Raw genomic sequence first — 19,920 nt, 5'->3', positions numbered from 1 at the left:
GCTACGGAGTTAAGCGCCGCACCCGGCTACGGAGTCGGCGCCGCGACCCGGCTGCGGAGCTGGCCGCGGTCGGCGGCGCCCAGCTTGGCCAGCAGGCTGGCCACGTGGGTCTCGACCGTGCGCGGCGAGAGGTACAGCCGCCCGGCGATCTCCGCGTTGGTCAACCCCGCTGCCACCAGGCCGAGGACGTCCATCTCGCGGCTGGTTACGCCGGCGGCGCGGAGGGCGCCGGGCACGGACGACGTCCCACGGCCGCGCCGCGTGGGCGCGCCGGCCCGCTTGAGCAGGTCGCGGCAGGTGCGGGCCAGCTGGTGGTCGCCGGCCCGCTCGTGTTCGGCCAGGTCGGCGCGGAGCAGCGGCACCCGATCGCCCCAGCCGTCGGTGACCGCGGCCTCCAGGACCAGCAGTCGGAACAGCCGGTGCAGCCAGGGCACCCGGGCGAGGTGGGGCTCTGCACGGCCGAACAGCGCCACGGCCTCGTCGCACCGGCCCGCGCGTCCGGCGTCGACGGCGTCGGCGTAGAGCAGGGCCCCACGGTTGGCCGGACGCAGGGCGGCGGGGAGCCCGCACAGGACCTCCCGTGCCGCTGCTCCCCGGTCGTCGACCACGGTGCGGAGCAGCGCCCACAGCCCGAACTGGTGCAGCGGCGCGGCCACGCGGTGTGCCACGAGACGGGTCACGCCCGCGTCCAGCGTGGAGCTGGCACCGGGGAGGTCGTGGGCCAGGAGCAGGGGAACGGCACGGACGTACGCCTCGAGCGGTCCCGCGTCCGGCCAGACCGCGGTTCCGGACAGCGCGGCCAGCGCCGCCTCCATGCCGGTCGGGTCCCCCACCCAGGCCCGGGCGAGCGCGACCCCGTACGCGCTGCCGGCCTGCACTTCCGGCATGTGCAGCCGGGTCCCCCGCTCGAGGAGCGCCCGCGCCCGCGCCTCGACGGCCCGGGGGCCGTCCTTCACCACGATCGAGTCGAACAGGACCACGTCGGCGGCGCTGGCCGACCCGAGCAGTCCCGCCGCCGCGGCCAGGTCCCGTGCCCGGGGCAGCGTCTCGGAGGCCTCGTGCTCCAGCAGCTCCACCGTGCCCAGACCGATCAGGGCGGTGACCTGCTCCGGGACGAGCCCGTGCTCGGTGGCCACCTGCGCGGCGCGGGCGAAGGCGGCCCGCGCGGCCGGTGGGCTGCGCAGCCGCTCCACGCGACCGGCGATGTCCAGGGCCTCGCACAGCACGGACGGCGAACCCGAGCGCTCGGCACCGGTCACCGCGGCCGCGGCCAGCGGGCCCGCGCGCTCGACGTCGCCGGCGCCGAACGCGGCGTCGGCCGCCAGCAGCAGCGAGCGCGGGTCGGCGGGGCGCCCGGCCCGCTCGACGTAGGCCTCGGCGTCCCTCCACCGCCGGGCCGCCACCGCCGTGCGGGCCAGCCGCAGGCACAGCTCCGCGTGCAGCTCGCCCGCCGTCGCGGGCAGGGCCGCCACTCCCGCCCCCAGCGCGTCACCGATGCGACCGGTCGCCGTCAGCAGGGTCACCCGTTCGACCGCGACCGCCCCCGGGGCGGCGCCGGTGCTCGCGGCCTGGTCGAGCAGCTCCTCGGCGCGACGGAGCGCCCCCCTCCTCCGGTCCTGCCGTGCCAGCTCCAGGAAGAGGGTCGCGGCTCGCCCCCGCTCGCCGCCCGCGGCGAGGAGCTCGGCGGCGCGGATGACGTCGTCGGGCCGGCCGCGCGCCAGCAGAGCCTCGGCGACTCTCCGTGCCAGGGCGGCTCGTTCGGGCGGGAGCAGGCCCCCGAGGACGGCCTCGCGCATCAGCGCGTGCCGCCACCGCAGCCGGCCGGCGTCCTCGCGCAGCAGGTGAGCGTCCGCAGCGGCCCGGGCCGCGGCGAGCACGACGTCCTCCGCCTGCCCGACCACGGCCGGTAGCAGCTCCCAGTCCGGATCGGTTCCGGCCACGGCGGCCGCGCTCAGGCACCGGAGGGCATCGGGCTGGAGCAGGGAGAGCCGACGGCGCACCAGCGCGGTCATCGTCCGGGGAACGGGGGTCGACGTCGAGGCGGTGGCGGTCCGTACCGCCTCGTCCACGAGCTCCTCGGCCAGCAGCGGCAGCCCGTCGGCCCGCACGACGAGAGCGGCGAGTTCGTCCGTTCGCAACCGGCCGGCCGCCCGCGTACCGGCGAGGGCGGCGAGCTCGCCCGAACTCAGCCGAGACAAGGTCACCGTGTGGACACGAGGACCAGCGGCCAACCGGTCCACCGCCGCAGCCGCCGGCTCGTCGTCGCGCGCCGACGCCGCCACGAGCACGGGCCGGTCGTGCAGGCGGTCGGCGAGGTACTCCAGCAGCACGAACGTGTCGGCGTCGGCCCAGTGGAGGTCCTCCAGGACGAGCAGGCAGGGCCCACCGACGAGCACGTCCAGGATCCGGGTCACGGCCTCGCCCAGGACGAGCACCGGGTCCACGCTGGGTTCCGGCCCGTGTCCTCCGCCGGTCGCCCAGCCGGGCAGCAGCCGACCCAGCGCGGCGCCGTACGGCGCCGGCACGGTTCCCGGATCGAGGTCGTCCGCGCCGCCGCGGAGCAGCGCCTCGATCAGCGGCCGGTAGGCGCCGCCGGACTCCGTGGCCCGGCCGAACAGGACGTGCACCCGGTCGCGGCGAGCCAGCCGGACTGCCTCGGTGAGCAGCCGGGACTTCCCCACCCCGGCCTCGCCGACGACCAGCAGGACTCCGCCGCTCCCCTCCCGGGCGCGAGTGACGGCGGCCCGGACGGCGGCCATGGCGTCGTCCCGCCCGATCAGGGGCGCCGTGTCCACCTCGACGTCCTACCGCCCCCCCGGCCGCCTGTCACCGTCTCCTGGCCCGCCGGTTCTCTCCGACCGGCTCCGGTCGCCGGCGGGCGCAGACGCACGGAGGGCCCGGTCGTGTGACCGGGCCCTCCGTGATCGAACTCCAGGGGTGGAGGTGGCGGGAATCGAACCCGCGTCCTCCGACGCACGTCCAGGGCTTCTCCGAGCGCAGTCTGCCTCGCCTCTGCTCGGCCCCACCGATCATGCAGACAAGTCGGTGTGACGGGCCCAGTCGCTGTTGGGTGTCCCACGCGTACCCGCGACCGGTGCGCGCAGTGAGTCATCTAGCTGATGCCAGGATCCGGGCCGATGACGAACCCGGGCTGACAGAGTCGCCTAGCTGCTGTCAGGCAGCGAGGGCGAGCTCGTGCTGCTTAGGAGCGGCACTTGTTGGTGTGCAACGGATGGTTAACGAGATCATCGTTGCCTTCCTCGGCTCGCTTCCCCTGGCCACACGACCGAAGTCGAGACCATTCACCCCCTGTGTAGTTGTGCAGACAGCCTAACGGCACCGGCAAGCCCGTTGTTCCCCGCCGCGCGCCGTCGTCCCCCACCCCGTTGATCATGGGGTTCTTGCCGGGCGACACGCTCCCTGCGGGGTGCCGCACAGCAACAAGCCCATGATCAACTCCAGGAGGCCGGGTCAGATCCAGCCGCGGCGCTTGAAGACGGCGTACAGCGTCACGCTCACCCCGACCATGAGCACCAGCGCGAACGGGTACCCCAGGTGCCAGTGCAGCTCCGGGATCGAGTCGAAGTTCATCCCGTAGACGGTGCCCACCAGCGTCGGCGCGAAGAGGATGGCCGCCCAGGCGGAGATCTTCTTGACCTCCTCGCCCTGGGCGATCGAGGCCTCGGTGAGCTCCCGGATCTCCTCGTTCTGCCGCTGCGCCACCAGCGTCGCGTTGACGGTGAGGATGTCCCGCAACTGCAGCCGGAAGCCCTCCACCCGCTCGGTCACGATGGTCACGTGGTCGGCGACGTCCCGGAGGTAGCCGCGCAGGTCCTCGTCGACGCCGTACTTGTCGAACCCGGCGGTGATCGCGGCGAGGATGCCGGTCAGCGGCTGGGCGGCCCGCTGGAACTCCAGCACCTCCTGGGAGAGCTCGTAGATGCGCCGGGAGACGCCCGGGTCCCCGCGGAAGACCTCGGTCTCGATCTCGTCGATGTCGTTGGCCAGCCCCGCGACCACCGGCGAGTACCCGTCGACGACCGCGTCGAGGATCGCGTAGAGCACCGCCTCGCTGCCCTTCTCCAGCAGCGCCGGCTCGCTCTCCAGCCGCCGGCGCACCCGCGAGAGGTCCGGCGACTCGCTGTGCCGCACGGTGATCGCGAAGTTGGGGCCGAGGAAGAGGTGCAGCTCGCCGAACTCCACCTCCTCGGTCGCGTCGAGGTACCGGGCGGCCTTGAGGACGACGAACAGCGTGCCGCCGTACCGCTCGAACTTCGGCCGCTGGTGGGCCTTGATCGCGTCCTCGACGGCCAGCTCGGGCAGGTCGTACTGCTCGGCCAGCTCGCCGAGCTCCCCCGGCTCGGGGCGGTAGAGGCCCAGCCACACCAGGCGCTCGGCGTCCTCGGCCAGCCACTCGTGGCTCTCGGCCACCGTCCGGGGCGTGGCCACCCGGCGACCGGAGGAGTAGACGGCGTTGTCGACGATGAGCGCGTGCCGCTCCCGGTCGGCGGCGGGGGCGGGCGCCGGCGGCGGCACGGGCGCGAGCGTGAGCTCGGGCCGCGGACGGCGGGCGAGGGTGGACAGGGCGGTGAGGGACGCACGGCGGCGGTCGACCACGGCGGACTCCCGGGGGACGCTGGGGCGGGGGACACGTCGGAGGTCCACGCCCCGCGCGAGCGCGTCAGGTGGCGGTGCGGACCCCGGTGCCGGTACTGGGCGGTTCGCTGCGCATGCGCTCGGCTCCCTCCCGTCGACGTCCGGGCCCGGTCATCAGCAGGCCGTCGTCCATCGTGACACGTCCTCCCGAACGCCCGCCGTCCGCACGGCGAACATCACCCGGCCGTCACCCGACGGAGCCGAGGACGAGGTCGATCATCACCGGCAGCAGCACCACGATCAGCAGCCCGCCCAGGACGTCGAAGGAGATCCCGGACCGGATCATCTTCGTGATCGGCACGACGCCCGAGCCGTAGACGATCGCGTTCTGCGGCGTCGACACCGGCAGCATGAACCCGAACGAGGCGGCGAACGTCGCCGCCAGCGCGGGCACGAACGGGTTGATCTCCGCGGCCATCGCCACCGGGATGATGATCGGCACCACCACCGCGGCCGACCACGTGGAACGCGAGCGCTATCCGGCGACCTCTCCGTCCGGCGGCGGGACCTGCAGCGCGACGAGGAACCGGGACACCATCGCGTAGCCGGCGACCAGCGCCGTCAGCTCGACCACCTGCCGGTCGTCGAGGTGCGCCCGGACGGCGTCGAACACCGCGTCCGGGACGGCGACGTCCCGGGTGGCGGCGTCGGTGAAGGCGAGGACGGCGGCCTGCAGCGGCGTCCACACCCGCTCGCTGCGGGGATCGGGCCGGCGCAGCACGTGCAGCTGCAGCTCGGCGAGCCCCTCGCGGCGGCCGATCGGTTCGTGGGCGGCCCACTCGAAGGCGTCGTTGAGGACGGCGACCCGCAGGACGACCAGCTCGCGCACGTCCCCGGGCAGCGTGGTGCCGGTGCGCAGCGCGCCGAGCATCGCGTTCCACCCCTCGGCCACCGGTGGGCTGTGCAGCAGCAGCCGGTCCAGGGGCGACAGCCGGCCGCCGCGGCGGATCCGCAGCAGATCGGCGGTCGGCCCCTCGTCGGCGGCCTCGGGCAGCCGCGGCGTGCCGGTCACGCGGCGGCGAAGAGGCCGGGCGGGAAGGCGCCGTCGGCCACCAGCCGGCCGGAGAGCTGGCGGCCCAGCTCGATGACCCGCGCGGTCCGCTCGGCGCCGAGGTGCTGCCACGGCGCGGCCGCCAGCTCGTCGGTCCCGGTCTCGACCGCCGCCCGCAGCTCCCGGCCGGCGTCGGTGAGCCCGTCCTCGCCGAGCAGCCCGCGGTCGGCGAGCCCGGCGCGGGCCGCGGCCCACTCCTCGTCGCTCCAGCCGCGGGTCGCCTTGGCCGCCGGCTCGGTGAACCCGCGCCCGGTCACCGTGTGGCTGACCAGCGCCTCGAGGCCGGAGAGCCCGTGCCGGAGCAGGCAGGCGACGTGCCCGTCGCCGCGGTGCTCGCGCAGCAGCGTGGCGCCGTGCCACAGCGACAGCACCGGGTCCTCGGGCCACGGCAGCTCCGCGTGCCCGGCGTAGATGGGCCGGCCCTCGGGGGTCAGGACGCCGCACGCCTCGCGCAGCAGTCCGGCCAGCTCGGCCACCTCCGGCGCGGTTGCCGCCTCGGCCCCGCCGAGCAGCCGGGTGAGCGAGGTCCGCGCGGCCTCGCGACGGGCCTCGACGACCTGCCCGGGGCTCGCGAGGGTCCAGGCCCGCGGGAGGTGCCGGGCCACGATCGCCGGGGAGAAGTTGTAGAAGGTCGCCGTCACCAGGCCCGGGCCGACCGCCCCCATCGGCGCCGCCCGGCCGGCGAAGTAGCACATCCGCCCGGGTCGCAGGCCCACGGCGGTGAGGTGCTCCTCCTGCTCGGGTGCGAAGTAGGCGTGGCTGTGCAGTGGCTCGACGGCGCGGTGCGCGCGGGCGACGTCCCTCGGATCGGCGCTGACCATGCGCCGCACAGTAGCGAGGCCCCGAGGGGCCGAAGTGGCCACAATGGCCCTCAGGGGGTTGGCAGCGTGCGGAGCCAGCGGCGCTGCCACGGCGTCTCGACCGCGCGGGGGTGGTACGCCGCGCGCACCCACCCGACGGCGTCCTCGGCCGGCAGCCCGTCGAGCACGGCGAGCGCGGCCAGCGCGGTGCCGGTGCGCCCGACCCCGCCCCGGCAGGTCACCTCGACCCGCTCCCCGCCGCGCGCCCGTCGCAGCGCCTCGCCCAGCGCGTCGAGCGTGTCGGCGCGGTCCAGCGGCACCCAGAAGTCCGGCCACCGCACCCGCCGCGCGGGCCAGGCCGGCAGCGGTCCGGTGCCGAGCACGAGGGCGAAGTCGACCGGCGTCGCGGGAGCGCTCAACCGCCGCCCCCGCACGCGGACGCCCGAGGGCAGGGTCACCCCGCCGTCGGTCACGCCACCGGCGGGAGGGTCAGCGCCCAGGAGGTCCAGGAGCGGTCGGTGCGGAAGCCGACCCGCTCGTAGAGCCCGAACGCGCCGGTGGTGTTCTCCGTGTCGACGTCGAGCGAGGCCCGCGTGCAGCCTGCGGCGGCCGCCGCGCGCAGCGCCGCGGCGATCGTCGCGGTCGCGATCCCCCGACCGCGGGCACCGGGCAGGACACCGATCTGGCCCAGCCGGCTCTCCTGCACGCCGGTGGCCCGGGTGTCGGCCTCGTACACGTAGGCCAGCGCGTAGCCGGCGACCGCGCCGTCGACCAGGGCCAGGACGGAGAGGTCCGGCCGGAACGCCTTCTGCCCGGTGAACCAGGCCCGCCAGGCGACCTCGTCGCGCTCGGCCGAGCCGTGGTGCTCGGTGAACGACGCGTTGTGGGCCCGGCGCACCTCGTCGTCGCGGTCCCAGGTGAACGGGACCAGCCGCACGCCCTCGCCGGGCCGCGGTTCGGGCACCTCGGTGAGCGGACGGCGCATGACCGCGTAGTACCGCTCGGGCCGGTAGCCCCGCGCCCGCACGAGTCGCTCGAGCGAGCTCATCGACGGGTGCACGGTGACGTCGAGCTCCGCCGGGGAGGCCGGCTCCAGCCGCGCGTGGTGCTCCGCGCCCCGCTCGGCCTGCCAGTCCAGCAGCCACGCGCCGACCCCCCGCCCCCGCAGGTCCGGGTGCACCCGACCCTCCAGCCAGACCCGGAACGCGTCGCGGGCGCCGCGGCTGGCGATCGTGGTCGCCCAGCCGACCAGCCGGCCGTCCTCGGCGCAGACCGCCCGCCCGTCCCGCGGCAGGTCCACCAGCTCGCCGCTCCACCACTCGACGAGGTCGTCGGCGTCCTCGTGCTCCCCGGTGTCGTCGACCGGCTCCGCGGCGGCGAGCAGTTCGGCCGCCGCCGCGGCGTCGTCGAGGGTCAGGGGGCGGGCGGTCAACCCGTCGGGCAGCAGCGGCACGGGGCGCAGCGTAGGGACGGCGGGGGGTCGCGGGCGACCGGGTTCCGGTGCCGGGGGTTGCGGCCGGGTGCCGCGCGCCGCCAGCATCGCAGGATCCGGCCGAGAGGAGGGCCCCGTGCCCCGGTTCCTCGTCATCGCCACGTACTCCCAGCAGGGCGCGCGTGCGGTGATGGCCGGCGGCGGAACGGCGCGCCGGAGCGTGTTCGAGCACGCCGTCCTCGACCTGCACGGGCGTCTGGAGACCTTCGACTTCGCCCTCGGCGTCGACGACGTCTACTCGATCGTCGAGCTGCCCGATGCCGCCTCGGCCGCCGCGCTCTCGCTCACCATCAGCGGCGGCGGGGTGGCCTCGGTGCGCACCGTCGTCCTGCTGAGCCCGGCGGAACTGGACCGCGCCGCGACGCTGCACCCGCACTACAACGCGGGGCCGCGGTGAGCCCTCAGGGCAGGTAGAGGCAGAACGGGTGGCCGGCCGGGTCGAGGCACACCCGGACGTGGTCCTGCGGCTGGAACTCCGCGAGCCTGGCCCCCGCGGCGACCGCGTCCCCCACCGCGGCGGCCAGGTCGTCGACGGCGATGTCGAGGTGCAGCTGCATCCGCGGGTCGCCGGCGCCGGCCGGCCAGACCGGCGGCACGTGCGCCTCCTCCCGCTGGAAGGACAGCCCCGGGCCGCCGTCCGCCGGGCGGAGGGTGACCCACTCCGGGTCGTCGTCGACGATCGCCCAGCCGAGCAGCCGCTGGTAGAAGCGGGCCAGGCCCTGCGGGTCGGGGGTGTCGAGCACCGTGGCGGTGAGCCGGAAGCCGGGCATCAGCCCTCCACCCCGAACAGGCGGGCCCCGTTGCCCCAGAGGACCGCGCGCAGCCACTCCTCCCCCAGCTCCAGCCGGTGCAGCGCCGCGAGCTGGTGGGCGTAGGGGTACGGGATCGACGGGAAGTCGCTGCCGAGCAGCACCTTGTCCCGCAGCGCGGCCAGGCGCGGCCGGTCGGCGGGGTCGAAGGGCATCAGCCGCTCGGTGAAGTCGGTGGCGAACATCGTGGTGTCCAGGTGCACCCGCTCGTACCGCTCGGCGAGGTCGAGGAACTCCCGGTACTCGGGCATGCCGAGGTGGGCGATCACCAGCTGCAGCCGCGGGTACCGCTCGAGCAGCCCCGTCATGGGCTCCGGCCCGGTGTGCGCGCCGGCCAGCGGACCCGAACCGCAGTGGATGACCACCGGCGTGCCGGTCTCCTCGAGCCGGCCCCAGACCGGGTCCAGCAGCGGGTGCCGCGGGTCGAACCCGCCGACCTGCACGTGCACCTTGAAGACCCGGGCGCCGCGGTCCAGCGCCTCGGCCACGTAGTGCGGAGCCTCGGGCTCGGGGAAGAACGTCGCCGACCGCAGCACCCGCGGGTGCGCCGCCGCGAACTCCGCCGACCAGTCGTTGAGCCAGGCGGCCATGCCGGCCTTGTGCGGGTAGGGCAGCGTCGGGAAGGCCCGGACGCCGAGCCGCTCGAGGAGGGCGAGCCGCTCGTCGTCGGGCAGCGGGTACCGGATCGGCCAGGCCGAGCCGTAGTGCGTCTCGGCCGCCTCGAAGTAGGCCCACACCTTGGCCTGCACCCGCTCCGGCAGGAAGTGCACGTGCACGTCGACCAGCCCGGGCAGCCCCAGCGCGCGCCAGTAGCGCGGGACGTCGGCGTCGTCGGACGGGGGCGGCAGGTCCACTGCCGGCAGTCTCCACCCTCGGGCTCGTCCGCACCCGCGGAGGGCAGGTCAGGCGAGCCGCTGCAGGACGTCGACCATGCGCCTCACCCGCAGGGACAGGTGCCCCTCTCCCGGGACGGAGCACACGTTCGCGCCGGGTGTGGCGGCGGCCAGGAGCCTGCCCTGGGCCGGGGCGACGATGGTGTCCTCCTCGCCGAACCACACGTCGACGGGCACGCGGATCTGCCGGAGATCCACGCCCCACGGCCGGGCCTCGAGCGCGAAGTCGTGGGTCACTCCTCGGGTGCCGTGCCGCAGCGCCTCCCGCAGGACGCCCTGCAGAGCCTGCGACACCCCGGGGTCGGCGAGAACGTCCTGGTCCGGCGCCGAGAGTGGGGGGAAGAGCTTGAGCGCGGCCGTCGGATCCCGTCGCAGGTCGCGGGAGAGCTTGGCCATGAGCGCGCGGAACAGCCACGGCGCCCGGACGGCCAGGCCGTAGAGCAGCCGGTCCTGCCTGCCCCAGGTGCGCCGGACGCCGGGCAGGTCCGGCGATGCCGTGCTGGCCACGAGGGCGAGACGTCGCACCCGAGGGCCCAGCGCCGCGGCGCAGGCGCAAGCGTACCGGCCCCCACCGGAGACGCCGACGACCGAGACCTCCTCGATGGCCAGGACGTCGAGGAACGCCGACACGATCCCGGGATAGTCGCGGACCTGGTACGCCCTGAGCTGGGACTCGCCGATCCCCGGGCGGTCCGGGGCGAGGATGCGCAGTCCTAGCCGATCGGCAACGTCGTCGAGTCCGATCGTCGCCTCGAGCCGGGAGCTCGGCGTGCCGTGGAAGTAGAGGACGGCCGAGCCGCCGGGGGCGCCGACCTCCGCATGGGCCATCTCGGAGCCGTCCGGCAGGGTCGTCCGCACGAGCGCGTCCATGGAACCGCCCCCTCAGGACAGCTGTCGCGTCGGGGCAGCCTAGTGCGCAGAACGGCCTATGACTGGCCCGCCGGCCGGGTGCCGGGGCGACCGGCTCATCGCAGTGTGACGACGACCTTGCCGCGCACGTGCCCCTCGCCGACCAGGGCCTGCGCCTCGGCCACCTGCTCCAGCGGGAACGCCCGGGCGATCGGCACCCGCAGCTGGCCGGCGTCGGCCATGCGGCCCAGCTCCTCCAGGTCGTGGGCGTCGGGCCGGACGAAGACGTATCGGCCGCCCATCCCGTTGACCGCCGGGTCGACGACGCTGACGACGCGGCCGACGTCGCGCACCTGCTTCGGGGTGTCGGCCAGGGTGTCGCCCCCGACGAGGTCGAGGACGGCGTCCACCGGCTCGGACAGCTGCGCGCTGATCGGCCCGGCCGAGTAGTCGAGCACCTCGGCCGCCCCGGCGTCGCGCAGGAAGCCGTGGTTGCGCGGGCTCGCGGTGCCGACCACGTGCGCCCCGAGGGCGACGGCGATCTGCACGGCGTTGAAGCCGACCCCGCCCGCGGCGCGGTGCACCAGCACCCGCTCGCCCTCGTGCACGTCGAGCACCTCGGTGAGCGCCTGGTAGGCGGTCAGCCCGGCCAGCGGCAGCGCCCCGGCCTCGGCGAAGGACAGCGACGCCGGCTTGTGCGCCAGGCAGCGCTGCGGGGCGGGCACGAGCTCGGCCATGGCGCCCCACTGGACGTCGTCCCGCCGGACGTAGCCGAAGACCTCGTCACCGGGGCCGAAGTCCACCACCGCGGGGCCGACGGCCTCCACCACCCCGGACAGCTCCCAGCCCGGCACGATCGGGAAGTGGTGCGGGTAGGCGCCGGCCAGGAGGCCCCGCCGGATCGCCAGGTCGACCGGGTTCACCCCGGCCGCGTGCACCCGCACCAGCACGGTGTCCGGCCCGACCGGCGGCTCGGGCAGGTCGTCCCGCACGGTCAGGACGTCGACGTCACCGAACCGGTCGTAGGCGGCACCCCGCATCAGCGGCGGCCCTTGACGTACCGGCCGAACGCCTTCTGGATCTCGCGGCGGGAGTCCCGCTCGGCCAGGTCCTGCCGCTTGTCGTAGGACTTCTTGCCCTTGGCGAGCGCGAGGGTGGCCTTGACCTTGCCGTCCTTGAAGTACAGGTCGAGCGGGACGAGGGTCAGGCCGCCCTCCTTGGTCTTGCCGATCAGCTTGTCGATCTCGGCGCGGTGCATGAGCACCTTGCGCTTGCGGCGCGGGGCGTGGTTGGTCCACGTGCCCTGGGTGTACTCGGGGATGTGGACGTGCTGCAGCCACACCTCGCCGCCGTCCACCGTGGCGAACCCGTCGACGAGGGAGGCACGGCCGGCACGCAGGCTCTTCACCTCGGTGCCGGTGAGCACGAGGCCCACCTCGTACGTGTCGAGGATCGAGTAGTCGTGCCGCGCCTTCTTGTTCTGGGCGATGAGCTTCCGCCCCTGTTCTCGCGGCATCCCCCCAGGTTACTGGCTCCCCCACTTGCGCCGAGACCTGCGATCTCGTGGCCATCGCGCGCTGATGGCCACGAGATCGCAGGTCTCGGGGAGGGGAGGAGGAGGTGCGGCTACAGGCGCACGTACAGGCGCAGCGTCACGTAGGCGGCGATCGCGGCCAGGCCCACACCGGCGGCGGCGATGATCGGGCTGATGAAGGCGATCGCCCCCCAGTCGACCGGCGGGATGATGCCGGCCTTGATCGGCCCGGCCAGCGTCTTGTCGACGAAGAGCACCTTCGTGAGCACCAGGCCGCCGACGGCGAGCAGCGCACCGATCAGCCCGGCCAGCGCGGCCTCGAGGATGAACGGCAGCTGGGTGTACCAGCGGGAGGCGCCGACCAGCCGCATGATGTTGGTCTCGTTGCGCCGGTTGAACGCCGCCAGCTGGATCGTGTTGGAGATCAGCAGCAACGCGGCCAGGGCCTGCACGACGGCGACCGCGATCGTCGCGTTGCGCGCACCGTTGAGCAGGCTGAACAGCCGGTCGAGGAAGTCGCCCTCGTCGCGGACCTGGTCCACGCCGTTCTGCGCGTTCGGGAACTCCGCGGCGATGACCTCGTAGCGCTCCGGGTTGACCAGCTCCACGCGGAAGCTCTCCGGCAGGGCGTCCGGCGGGGTGTTCTGCACGAGCTCCGGCTGCTGGCTGAACTGCTGCTGGAAGCGCTGGTAGGCCTCGTCCTTGGACTCGTAGATGAAGTTGGCCACCTCGTCGGAGGAGGACAGCCGGCTCTCGATGTCGCTGCGCTGCTCGTCGGTGACGTCGTCGGCCAGGAAGATGGAGACCTGCACCTTGTCGTAGTAGATCTCCTTCATGTCGGAGATCATCCCGGCGATGAGCAGGCCGGTGCCCATGAGGCCGAGCGAGATGGCCGTGGTCAGGATCATCGCGACCGTCATGGTGAGGTTGCGACGCAGCCCGGTGGCCACCTCGGAGAGCACGAAGTTGACGCGCATGGATTCCCTGTCTGGATGTCAGCTGGCGGGGGTCAGCGACCCGCGGACGGCGGCCGGACCCGGTGCGGGCCGGCGGGCGGGCTAGCGGCCGACGCCGTACACACCGCGCGACTGGTCGCGGGTGATGACTCCCCCGTTCAGCTCGATGACGCGACGGCGCATGGAGTCGACGATGTGGTAGTCGTGCGTCGCCATGATCACCGTGGTGCCGGTGCGGTTGATCCGCTCCAGCAGGAGCATGATCCCCTCGCTGGTCTCGGGGTCGAGGTTGCCGGTGGGCTCGTCGGCCAGCAGCACCAGCGGCCGGTTGACGAACGCGCGGGCGATGGCGACGCGCTGCTGCTCGCCACCGGAGAGCTCGCCGGGCAGCCGGTTGGCCTTGCCCTCGAGGCCCACCATCTCCAGCACCTCGGGGACGACGCGCTTGATGGTGCGCTGCGGCTTGTTGATGACCTCCAGCGCGAAGGCCACGTTCTGGGCCACCGTGCGGTTGCGCAGGAGGCGGAAGTCCTGGAAGACGCAGCCCATCGTGCGGCGCAGCTTCGGCACCTGCCACTTGCTCATGCCGTTGAGCGTCTTGCCGTTGACCGTGACGGTGCCCGAGGTGGGGTCGTCCTCCTTCAGCAGCAGCCGCAGGAAGGTCGACTTGCCCGAACCGGACGAGCCGATGAGGAAGACGAACTCCCCCTTGTCGATCTCCGTCGACACGTCATCGAGGGCCGGCCGGCCGCTGGCCGGGTAGAGCTTGGTGACGTGTTGCAATTCGATCACGAGGGGCCACGGTACCTTCCCCGAGGCGCATCATCGGTCGTTCGCCACGAGACGCCCCGGTACCGTTCTCGCGCTGCGTGACGGGTCCCCGGACGTCGCAGGTCCCCGCTCACCCAGCGTGGCGTATTCCCCGACTCGCCGGGAGTCGGGTGTGACGAACGGGACGCCCGGTGCGACGGAGTGCCGCGAACTCCCCGCCCAGGGGCCTCTCTCAGCCGGCGGCGACGGTCTCCTGCTGACGCCGCCACCGGATGCCCGCCTCGATGAAGGCGTCGATGTCGCCGTCCAGGACGGCGGTCGTGTTCCCGGTCTCCTGCTCGGTCCGCAGGTCCTTGACCATCTGGTACGGGTGCAGCACGTAGGAGCGCATCTGGTTGCCCCAGCTGCTGCCGCCCTCGCCCTTCAGCGCGTCCATCTCGGCGCGCTGCTCGGCCTGGCGCACCGCCAGCAGCCGCGCCTGGAGGACGCGGAGCGCCGCCGCGCGGTTCTGGATCTGGCTCTTCTCGTTCTGGCAGGAGACGACGATGCCGGTGGGCAGGTGGGTGATCCGGACGGCGGAGTCGGTGGTGTTGACGCTCTGCCCACCCGGGCCGGACGAGCGGAAGACGTCGATCCGCATCTCGTTCTCCGGGATCTCCACGTGGTCGGTCTGCTCGACGACCGGGAGCACCTCGACCCCGGCGAACGACGTCTGCCGGCGGCCCTGGTTGTCGAACGGCGAGATCCGGACCAGCCGGTGGGTGCCCTGCTCGACCGACAGGGTGCCGTAGGCGTAGGGCTGCTTGACCGCGAAGGTGGCCGACTTGATGCCCGCCTCCTCCGCGTAGCTGACGTCGTACAGCTCGACGGTGTACTTGTGCCGCTCGGCCCAGCGCAGGTACATGCGCATGAGCATCTCGGCGAAGTCCGCGGCGTCGACACCGCCGGCCTCGGAGCGGATGGTCACCAGCGCCTCGCGGGAGTCGTACTCGCCCGACAGCAGCGTGCGGACCTCGAGCTCGTCGATCGCCTTGCGCAGGGTCTCCAGCTCCCGCTCGGTCTCGGCGGTCGTGGCGTCGTCGCCCTCCTCGGCGGCCATCTCGTGCAGCAGCCCGACGTCGTCGAGCCGGCTGCGCAGCTCCTCGACCCGGCGCAGGTCGCCCTGCAGGTAGGAGAGCTTGGAGGTCACCGCCTGCGCGGCCTCGACGTCGTTCCACAGGTCGGGCGCGGCGGCCTGCTGCTCGAGTTCGGCGACCTCCCGGCGCAGCCGGTCGACGTCGAGGACAGCCTCGATCGACGTGAGGGTCGTGTCGAGTTCGTCCAGGACGACGGAGAAGTCAGCGGCCACGTCGACCCAGGGTAGTGCGCTCCGGGCAGGGGTAGGTGTCCCGGCATGGAGGAACCCCGTCGACCCCGGTCGCGGGAGGACTACGAGCGCGGCCTGCCCGACCACCACGACCCGACGGCCGGCATCGGTGGCGCGGCGCCGGCGCAGTCGGCGCTCACCCTGCGGCTGGTCCTGGCCGCCTTCGGGCTCGTCGTCTGCGTCGGCGGCGGGATCCTGTGGCTGGCCGCCGGCCTGCCGGTGTGGGCGGCCGTCGTGCTGTTCGTGCTCGCCGCGGTCGCGCTCGTCGACCTCGGGGTGGTGGCCCGCCGCAAGGCCCGCGGCGAGCCCGGCTGAGTCACGGCGCGGGCGCCGGCCGGTGCTCGGGGTGGTCGGCCAGCCAGCCCGCGACCTCGTCGGCCGGCATCGGCCGGGCGATGTGGAAGCCCTGCGCGAAGGTGCAGCCGAGCTCGGTGGCCAGCGCGAGCTGCTCGGCGGTCTCCACGCCCTCGGCGAGGCTGCGCACCCCGCAGGCCCGGCCGAGCGCGACGACGGCGGCGATCGCCGCGGCCGCCTGGCTGCGGCGCCCCTCCGGGAACGCGACGAGGCTGCGGTCGATCTTCAGGATCCCGGTCGGCAGGGAGACCAGCTGGCCGAGCGAGGAGAAGCCGCTGCCGAAGTCGTCGATGGAGACCTCGACCCCGGAGCGGCGCAGCTGGGCGAACTGGGCGGCGGCGCGCTTGGCGTCCTCGGCGACGGAGGTCTCGGTCAGCTCGATGACCAGCTGCTCGGGCGGCAGTCCCGCCTGGGTCAGCGCGTCGTGCACGTCGCGGACGAGGGTGCCGGTGGAGAAGTGGCTGGCGCTGATGTTCACCGAGGTGATCAGGTGCAGCCCCGCGCGCGCCCAGGCCGCGGTCCGGGCCGTGGCCTCCCGCAGCACCCAGCGGGCGATCGGCGTCATGAGGTCGTGCTGCGCAGCGGTGGGCAGGAACTCGGCCGGGGCCAGCAGCCCGCGCTTGGGGTGCTGCCAGCGGACCAGCGCCTCCACCCCGCTGCACCGCAGCGAGGGCAGCTGCAGGACCGGCTGGTAGTGCAGCACCAGCTGGTCGTCGAGGACGGCCTCGCGCAGCTCCGCTGCGAAGGTGGCCTTGCGCTGGGCCGCGGCGCGGAGGTCGGCGGTGAACAGCCGGACCCGGTTGCGGCCGGCCGCCTTCGCCGCGTACATCGCCAGGTCGGCGTCCCGGACCAGGTCGGTGGAGCGCACCGGCGGCGCCTGCGCGTCCCGGGCGGTGGCGATCCCGATGCTGGCCCCGAGCCGCACCATCCGGCCGCCGAGGTCGAAGGGCCGGTCGATGCTGGCGCGGCAGCGGTCGGCCAGCACCTCCGCGCCGTCGGTGTCGCAGTCCCGGCAGAGGACGACGAACTCGTCGCCGCCCAGCCGGCCGACGGTGTCGCCGCCGCGGGTGGAGCCGGTGAGCCGCCCGGCGATCTGGCGCAGCAGGTCGTCGCCGGCGTCGTGGCCGAGGGAGTCGTTGACGTCCTTGAACCCGTCGACGTCGAGGAAGAGCACCGAGACCGGGCCGCGCTCGGCCCGCTGCAGCTCGGCGTCGATGAGCTCGTGCAGGTGCGCGCGGTTGGGCAGCTCGGTGAGGGTGTCGTGGCGGGCCCGCCAGTCCGAGGCCCGCTCGGCGTGCACCCGCGAGGTGACGTCGGTGTGGGTGACCACCACCTGACCGGCCTGGTCGACGCGGGAGGCCTGCAGGTGGAACCAGCGCGTGCCGCCGGTGTGCTCGAGGGCGTAGTCGGCCTGCACCGAGGAGCACTCGCCGCGGGAGAGCGCCCGCAGCCGCTCGACGAGGGTCATCGTGCTGCCGTCGCTGCTCAGCCGCCGGGCCATCGCGAAGTAGTCGCCGCCGACGCCGACCCGCACGCGGTCGTCGTCGAGCACGGTGGCCGCGGCCTGCCACGCGGTGTTCGCGAGCAGCACCCGGCCCTGGGCGTCGATGAGTAGGGTCGGCGAGGGCAGCGCGTCGAGCACCGCCTCGACGGCGACGGCGGAACCCTCCGCCCCTGCCACGCGGCGGCGGACGTCCAGTGGCAGGTCGACCCGCCCCTGCACTCCGGCCATGCACGCTCCCGCCCTCGTCGGGCCGCCCCCCGTTGGCGGCCCGGTCGTGGACCCCATCGTCCCTGCCCGGTCGCGGCCGGTCCGCGCCGCCCCCCGCCGTCAGCGCTCCGGATCCCTCGTCTCCCCGACGATCCACCTCAGATAGTCGGGGTTGCCGTCCAGCACCGGGAGGGCGATCACGCAGGGCACGTCGTAGGGGTGCAGCTCGGCCGTGCGGGCGACGATCGCCGGCACCAGCGACCGGCGGGTGTGCAGCGCGACCCGCACCTCCGGCTCGTCGTGCACCGCGCCCTCCCACCGGTACACCGACCGGACGGCGGCGAGCTGGTGACCGCAGGCGGCCAGCCGCTCCTCCACGAGGGTGCGGGTGTACCCGCCCAGCCACTCGGCGTCGGCGCCGGTGACCACCACCTCGCAGCACTCCTCCACGCGCCCATCCTCTCCCCGCCGGGCAGGGGTGGACCGGGTGCCGCGCTGGGTAGGGAACCGGCATGGGCGACGACGTGACGATCCGGCTCGACAGCGAGGAGTACGTGCTGCGCCGGGAGGGCGGCGACCTGCGGGTGGGCCGCCGGGTGGACGGCGGGGTCACCTGGCTGGACACGGTGGACACCGGGCTGTTCTCGGCCCCGGCGCGGGAGGCGCTCGAGCGCGGGGACACCGCGGACGCGGAGCTGGTCACGGCCCTGCGCGGGGTGGTGCAGGCGGAGTCGCAGCGCGGCGCCTGACCGGCCGGCTCAGGCCGGCAGCTCCACCGGCTCGCCGATCGTCAGCCAGCGGAAGCGGTCCCGGACCTCCGGCGGCTCGGCGGCCAGCTGCCGCTCGGCCGCCGCCCGGTCCTGCCGGAAGTGCGACCAGCCCTCGTAGTGCACCGGGACGGCGGTGCGCGGGCGGAGCACCCGGCACAGCCGGGCGGCTGCGCGGGCGGTCATCGACCACCGCACCGGCCCGGTGACGGGGAAGCGCACCCCGCCGAGGTGCAGAAGGGCGGTGCCGACGGCGAACCGCTCCCCGACCCGGCGGACGCCGTCGAAGAGCACGGTGTCGCCGGAGATCCACAGCACGCCGTCGGCCTGACCGGCCCAGCGCAGCGCGAAGCCGGTGACCTCCCCGCCGATCGGCCGGCTCAGCGGCGGGCCGTGCCGCGCCGGAGTCGCTGTCACCTCGATCGTCGGGCGGCCGGGCGCGCGCAGCTCCGTCGTCCCCCACGGCCGCAGCCCCACCGCCCCGTCGCCCAGCCGGCGGGCGCCGGAGGCGGTGGTCACCACGGTGCCGGCCGCGGGCAGCAGCGCACGGCCGGCGTCGTCGAGGTTGTCGCCGTGGTGGTCGTGGCTGAGCAGGACGGCGTCCACCGGGGGCAGGTCGGCGACGGTGACCGCCGGGCCGCCCACCTTGCGGCTGGAGCTGCCCCAGCCGAAGGTGTACCGCCGGCCCGGCGGGTCGAACGTCGGGTCGGTGAGCAGCCGCCAGCCACCCACCTCGACGAGCACCGTCGGCCCGCCGACGTGGGTGAGCCGGACGGTGTCCGCCGGCCCGGCGGTCACTGGGCGCCCGCGACCTCGGGCCGGCTCCCCCGGGCGTGGCCGACCGCCCAGTCCAGCACGACGTCGGCGATCTCCTCCCAGCCCTCCTGCGCGGGCAGCAGGTGCGCGTAGCCCGGGTAGTCCCGGTGCTCGACGATGCCGGCCTCGTAGTGCTTCACGTTCGACCGCTGCACGCTCGGCGGCATGATGTGGTCCTCGCCGCCGGAGACGAACAGCAGCGGCGGCCGGGCCTCGTTGGCGTAGTCGACCGCGGCGTCCTGCGGGCCGGGCATGACGTTGGCCAGCACCGTGTTCCAGAGGATCCGGCCGGACGCCGGGATGGCGTACCGCTCGTACAGCGCCCGCGACTCCTCCTCGCTGAAGGTGTTCGTGAACGCGTAGTGCCACTGCGGCCAGGTGAGCGGCACGGCGCGGTGCCGGTTGGCCGGGTTCTTGAACGCGACGAACGTCGCCCGCAGTTGCGACAGCGGCAGCACCTTGACGCCCTCGGTCGGCGCGGAGTTGAGGACGACGCCGACCGCTCCCAGGCCGCGGTCGAGCAGGATCTGCACCAGCGTGCCGCCGGCGGAGTGCCCGATGAGGATCGGCGGCCGGTCCAGCTCCCGGACCACCGACTCCAGGTGCGCGATGATCTGCGGCAGGGTGATGTCGGCGATCGGGGTGGGATCGGCGTTGAGGGCCTCCACCTCGACCTCGAAGCCGGGGTAGGCGGGGGCGAGCACCCGGTAGCCGCGGGCCTCGTAGTGGGCCTTCCAGTTCTCCCAGCTGCGCGGGGTCACCCAGAAGCCGTGGACGAGGACGATCGTGTCGGGCGCCCCGGGGGCGGGGGTCGCGGCGCCGCGCTGGCTCGGGATGTCGGTCATCTCGGTCCCCTCAGCCGCGCGCGAGCGGGTCGGCGGTGGACGTGCGCATCGGAACTCCCGTCGGATGGTGTCGGCTCCGTTCTCCGTGGAGCCTGGCAGCGGGGTGCGGCGGGTGCTGGCCCCTCGCTGCACACCTCTGGTCCCTGTCTGCACGCCGCGTCCGGCCCGCGGCCCTTCTGCGCCGGGGCCCCGGGCTGCCAGACTCGGCCCCGCACGTCTCCGGGCACGACGCACGACGAGGTCCGTCGGC

The 19,920-nt window shown here is 74.5% G+C and carries 22 protein-coding genes and 1 other RNA gene; 3 read left to right on the top strand and 20 right to left on the bottom strand.

Going from position 1 to position 19,920, the window contains the following annotated elements:
- Positions 1-26: 26 nt before the first annotated feature.
- From MY526_RS01155 to MY526_RS01120, 8 genes are all read right to left on the bottom strand, one after another.
- Positions 27-2,795: an ATP-binding protein gene (locus MY526_RS01155; RefSeq protein ID WP_436703035.1), complete on the bottom strand. Its 2,769-nt coding sequence runs from the start codon at positions 2,793-2,795 to the stop codon at positions 27-29.
- A 140-nt stretch (positions 2,796-2,935) separates the two neighbouring features.
- Positions 2,936-3,310: a transfer-messenger RNA gene (gene ssrA, locus MY526_RS01150) on the bottom strand.
- A 161-nt stretch (positions 3,311-3,471) separates the two neighbouring features.
- Positions 3,472-4,617, bottom strand: a complete 1,146-nt coding sequence (locus MY526_RS01145; RefSeq protein ID WP_436703034.1) for a magnesium and cobalt transport protein CorA — start codon at positions 4,615-4,617, stop codon at positions 3,472-3,474.
- Positions 4,618-4,843: 226 nt separating this feature from the next.
- Positions 4,844-5,104, bottom strand: a complete 261-nt coding sequence (locus tag MY526_RS01140; RefSeq protein ID WP_436703033.1) for an anion permease — start codon at positions 5,102-5,104, stop codon at positions 4,844-4,846.
- Between the two features lie 27 nt (positions 5,105-5,131).
- Positions 5,132-5,668 carry a carboxymuconolactone decarboxylase family protein gene (locus tag MY526_RS01135; RefSeq protein ID WP_436703032.1) on the bottom strand — a complete coding sequence of 179 codons (537 nt, stop codon included), beginning with the start codon at positions 5,666-5,668 and terminating at the stop codon, positions 5,132-5,134.
- Positions 5,665-6,528 carry an SCO6745 family protein gene (locus MY526_RS01130; RefSeq protein WP_436692336.1) on the bottom strand — a complete coding sequence of 288 codons (864 nt, stop codon included), beginning with the start codon at positions 6,526-6,528 and terminating at the stop codon, positions 5,665-5,667. Before MY526_RS01130 ends, MY526_RS01135 begins: the two co-directional genes overlap by 4 nt.
- 50 nt (positions 6,529-6,578) lie before the next feature.
- Positions 6,579-6,980: a protein-tyrosine phosphatase family protein gene (locus tag MY526_RS01125; RefSeq protein WP_436703031.1), complete on the bottom strand. Its 402-nt coding sequence runs from the start codon at positions 6,978-6,980 to the stop codon at positions 6,579-6,581.
- A complete protein-coding gene (locus MY526_RS01120) occupies positions 6,977-7,960 on the bottom strand; it encodes a GNAT family N-acetyltransferase (protein ID WP_436703030.1) in 984 nt (327 codons plus the stop codon). Before MY526_RS01120 ends, MY526_RS01125 begins: the two co-directional genes overlap by 4 nt.
- A 115-nt stretch (positions 7,961-8,075) precedes the next feature.
- Here MY526_RS01120 and MY526_RS01115 point away from each other — a divergent pair, with 115 nt between their 5' ends.
- Positions 8,076-8,396 carry a GYD domain-containing protein gene (locus MY526_RS01115; protein WP_436692339.1) on the top strand — a complete coding sequence of 107 codons (321 nt, stop codon included), beginning with the start codon at positions 8,076-8,078 and terminating at the stop codon, positions 8,394-8,396.
- Between the two features lie 4 nt (positions 8,397-8,400).
- Here the strand turns inward: MY526_RS01115 and MY526_RS01110 are convergent, their stop codons facing one another.
- The 8 genes from MY526_RS01110 to prfB form a co-directional block, all read right to left on the bottom strand.
- Positions 8,401-8,769, bottom strand: a complete 369-nt coding sequence (locus MY526_RS01110; protein ID WP_436692340.1) for a VOC family protein — start codon at positions 8,767-8,769, stop codon at positions 8,401-8,403.
- Positions 8,769-9,662 carry an amidohydrolase family protein gene (locus MY526_RS01105; RefSeq protein WP_436703029.1) on the bottom strand — a complete coding sequence of 298 codons (894 nt, stop codon included), beginning with the start codon at positions 9,660-9,662 and terminating at the stop codon, positions 8,769-8,771. Before MY526_RS01105 ends, MY526_RS01110 begins: the two co-directional genes overlap by 1 nt.
- Before the next feature lie 48 nt (positions 9,663-9,710).
- Positions 9,711-10,571, bottom strand: coding sequence for an alpha/beta fold hydrolase (locus MY526_RS01100; protein ID WP_436703028.1), 861 nt, complete (start codon positions 10,569-10,571; stop codon positions 9,711-9,713).
- A 95-nt stretch (positions 10,572-10,666) separates the two neighbouring features.
- Complete coding sequence (locus MY526_RS01095) at positions 10,667-11,590, bottom strand: NADP-dependent oxidoreductase (RefSeq protein WP_436703027.1); 924 nt, start codon at positions 11,588-11,590, stop codon at positions 10,667-10,669.
- Positions 11,590-12,066 carry an SsrA-binding protein SmpB gene (gene smpB, locus MY526_RS01090; protein ID WP_436692343.1) on the bottom strand — a complete coding sequence of 159 codons (477 nt, stop codon included), beginning with the start codon at positions 12,064-12,066 and terminating at the stop codon, positions 11,590-11,592. The genes MY526_RS01095 and smpB overlap by 1 nt, the downstream gene beginning before the upstream one ends.
- A gap of 110 nt (positions 12,067-12,176) precedes the next feature.
- A complete protein-coding gene (gene ftsX / locus MY526_RS01085; RefSeq protein WP_436692344.1) occupies positions 12,177-13,061 on the bottom strand; it encodes a permease-like cell division protein FtsX in 885 nt (294 codons plus the stop codon).
- 81 nt (positions 13,062-13,142) lie between these two features.
- Complete coding sequence (gene ftsE, locus MY526_RS01080; protein WP_436692345.1) at positions 13,143-13,832, bottom strand: cell division ATP-binding protein FtsE; 690 nt, start codon at positions 13,830-13,832, stop codon at positions 13,143-13,145.
- Between the two features lie 211 nt (positions 13,833-14,043).
- Positions 14,044-15,159 carry a peptide chain release factor 2 gene (prfB, locus tag MY526_RS01075; protein WP_436692346.1) on the bottom strand — a complete coding sequence of 372 codons (1,116 nt, stop codon included), beginning with the start codon at positions 15,157-15,159 and terminating at the stop codon, positions 14,044-14,046.
- A 45-nt stretch (positions 15,160-15,204) separates the two neighbouring features.
- On the opposite strand from prfB, the gene MY526_RS01070 reads away from it, so the two are divergent.
- Complete coding sequence (locus MY526_RS01070) at positions 15,205-15,492, top strand: DUF6343 family protein (RefSeq protein WP_436692347.1); 288 nt, start codon at positions 15,205-15,207, stop codon at positions 15,490-15,492.
- 1 nt (position 15,493) lies between these two features.
- Here MY526_RS01070 and MY526_RS01065 read toward each other — a convergent pair whose 3' ends face one another.
- Together MY526_RS01065 and cutA are read right to left on the bottom strand one after the other, a co-directional pair.
- Positions 15,494-17,263: a putative bifunctional diguanylate cyclase/phosphodiesterase gene (locus tag MY526_RS01065; protein ID WP_436692348.1), complete on the bottom strand. Its 1,770-nt coding sequence runs from the start codon at positions 17,261-17,263 to the stop codon at positions 15,494-15,496.
- Between the two features lie 99 nt (positions 17,264-17,362).
- Positions 17,363-17,692, bottom strand: coding sequence for a divalent-cation tolerance protein CutA (gene cutA, locus MY526_RS01060; protein WP_436703026.1), 330 nt, complete (start codon positions 17,690-17,692; stop codon positions 17,363-17,365).
- 62 nt (positions 17,693-17,754) lie between these two features.
- Between cutA and MY526_RS01055 the strand changes: the two genes are divergently transcribed.
- Positions 17,755-17,991, top strand: coding sequence for a hypothetical protein (locus MY526_RS01055; protein WP_436692350.1), 237 nt, complete (start codon positions 17,755-17,757; stop codon positions 17,989-17,991).
- Positions 17,992-18,000: 9 nt separating this feature from the next.
- Here the strand turns inward: MY526_RS01055 and MY526_RS01050 are convergent, their stop codons facing one another.
- Positions 18,001-18,807 carry an MBL fold metallo-hydrolase gene (locus MY526_RS01050; protein WP_436692351.1) on the bottom strand — a complete coding sequence of 269 codons (807 nt, stop codon included), beginning with the start codon at positions 18,805-18,807 and terminating at the stop codon, positions 18,001-18,003.
- Positions 18,804-19,670: an alpha/beta hydrolase gene (locus MY526_RS01045; protein WP_436692352.1), complete on the bottom strand. Its 867-nt coding sequence runs from the start codon at positions 19,668-19,670 to the stop codon at positions 18,804-18,806. Before MY526_RS01045 ends, MY526_RS01050 begins: the two co-directional genes overlap by 4 nt.
- Positions 19,671-19,920: the final 250 nt, after the last annotated feature.

The sequence above is a fragment of the Geodermatophilus sp. CPCC 205761 genome (assembly GCF_051383655.1).
Taxonomy (GTDB): Bacteria; Actinomycetota; Actinomycetes; order Mycobacteriales; family Geodermatophilaceae; genus Geodermatophilus.
The sequence above is the reverse complement of the archived record's forward strand: the minus strand, read 5'-3'. Positions and strand labels throughout refer to the sequence as shown.

Excerpts from the sequence above, each read along its gene's own strand:
- MY526_RS01095 (WP_436703027.1), bottom strand. The coding sequence starts at position 11,590 with ATGCGGGGTGCCGCCTACGACCGGTTCGGTGACGTCGACGTCCTGACC.
- MY526_RS01100 (WP_436703028.1), bottom strand. The coding sequence starts at position 10,571 with ATGGACGCGCTCGTGCGGACGACCCTGCCGGACGGCTCCGAGATGGCC.
- MY526_RS01065 (WP_436692348.1), bottom strand. The coding sequence starts at position 17,263 with ATGGCCGGAGTGCAGGGGCGGGTCGACCTGCCACTGGACGTCCGCCGC.
- MY526_RS01055 (WP_436692350.1), top strand. The coding sequence starts at position 17,755 with ATGGGCGACGACGTGACGATCCGGCTCGACAGCGAGGAGTACGTGCTG.
- MY526_RS01045 (WP_436692352.1), bottom strand. The coding sequence starts at position 19,670 with ATGACCGACATCCCGAGCCAGCGCGGCGCCGCGACCCCCGCCCCCGGG.
- smpB (WP_436692343.1), bottom strand. The coding sequence starts at position 12,066 with ATGCCGCGAGAACAGGGGCGGAAGCTCATCGCCCAGAACAAGAAGGCG.
- MY526_RS01070 (WP_436692347.1), top strand. The coding sequence starts at position 15,205 with ATGGAGGAACCCCGTCGACCCCGGTCGCGGGAGGACTACGAGCGCGGC.
- ftsX (WP_436692344.1), bottom strand. The coding sequence starts at position 13,061 with ATGCGCGTCAACTTCGTGCTCTCCGAGGTGGCCACCGGGCTGCGTCGC.
- MY526_RS01130 (WP_436692336.1), bottom strand. The coding sequence starts at position 6,528 with ATGGTCAGCGCCGATCCGAGGGACGTCGCCCGCGCGCACCGCGCCGTC.
- MY526_RS01110 (WP_436692340.1), bottom strand. The coding sequence starts at position 8,769 with ATGCCCGGCTTCCGGCTCACCGCCACGGTGCTCGACACCCCCGACCCG.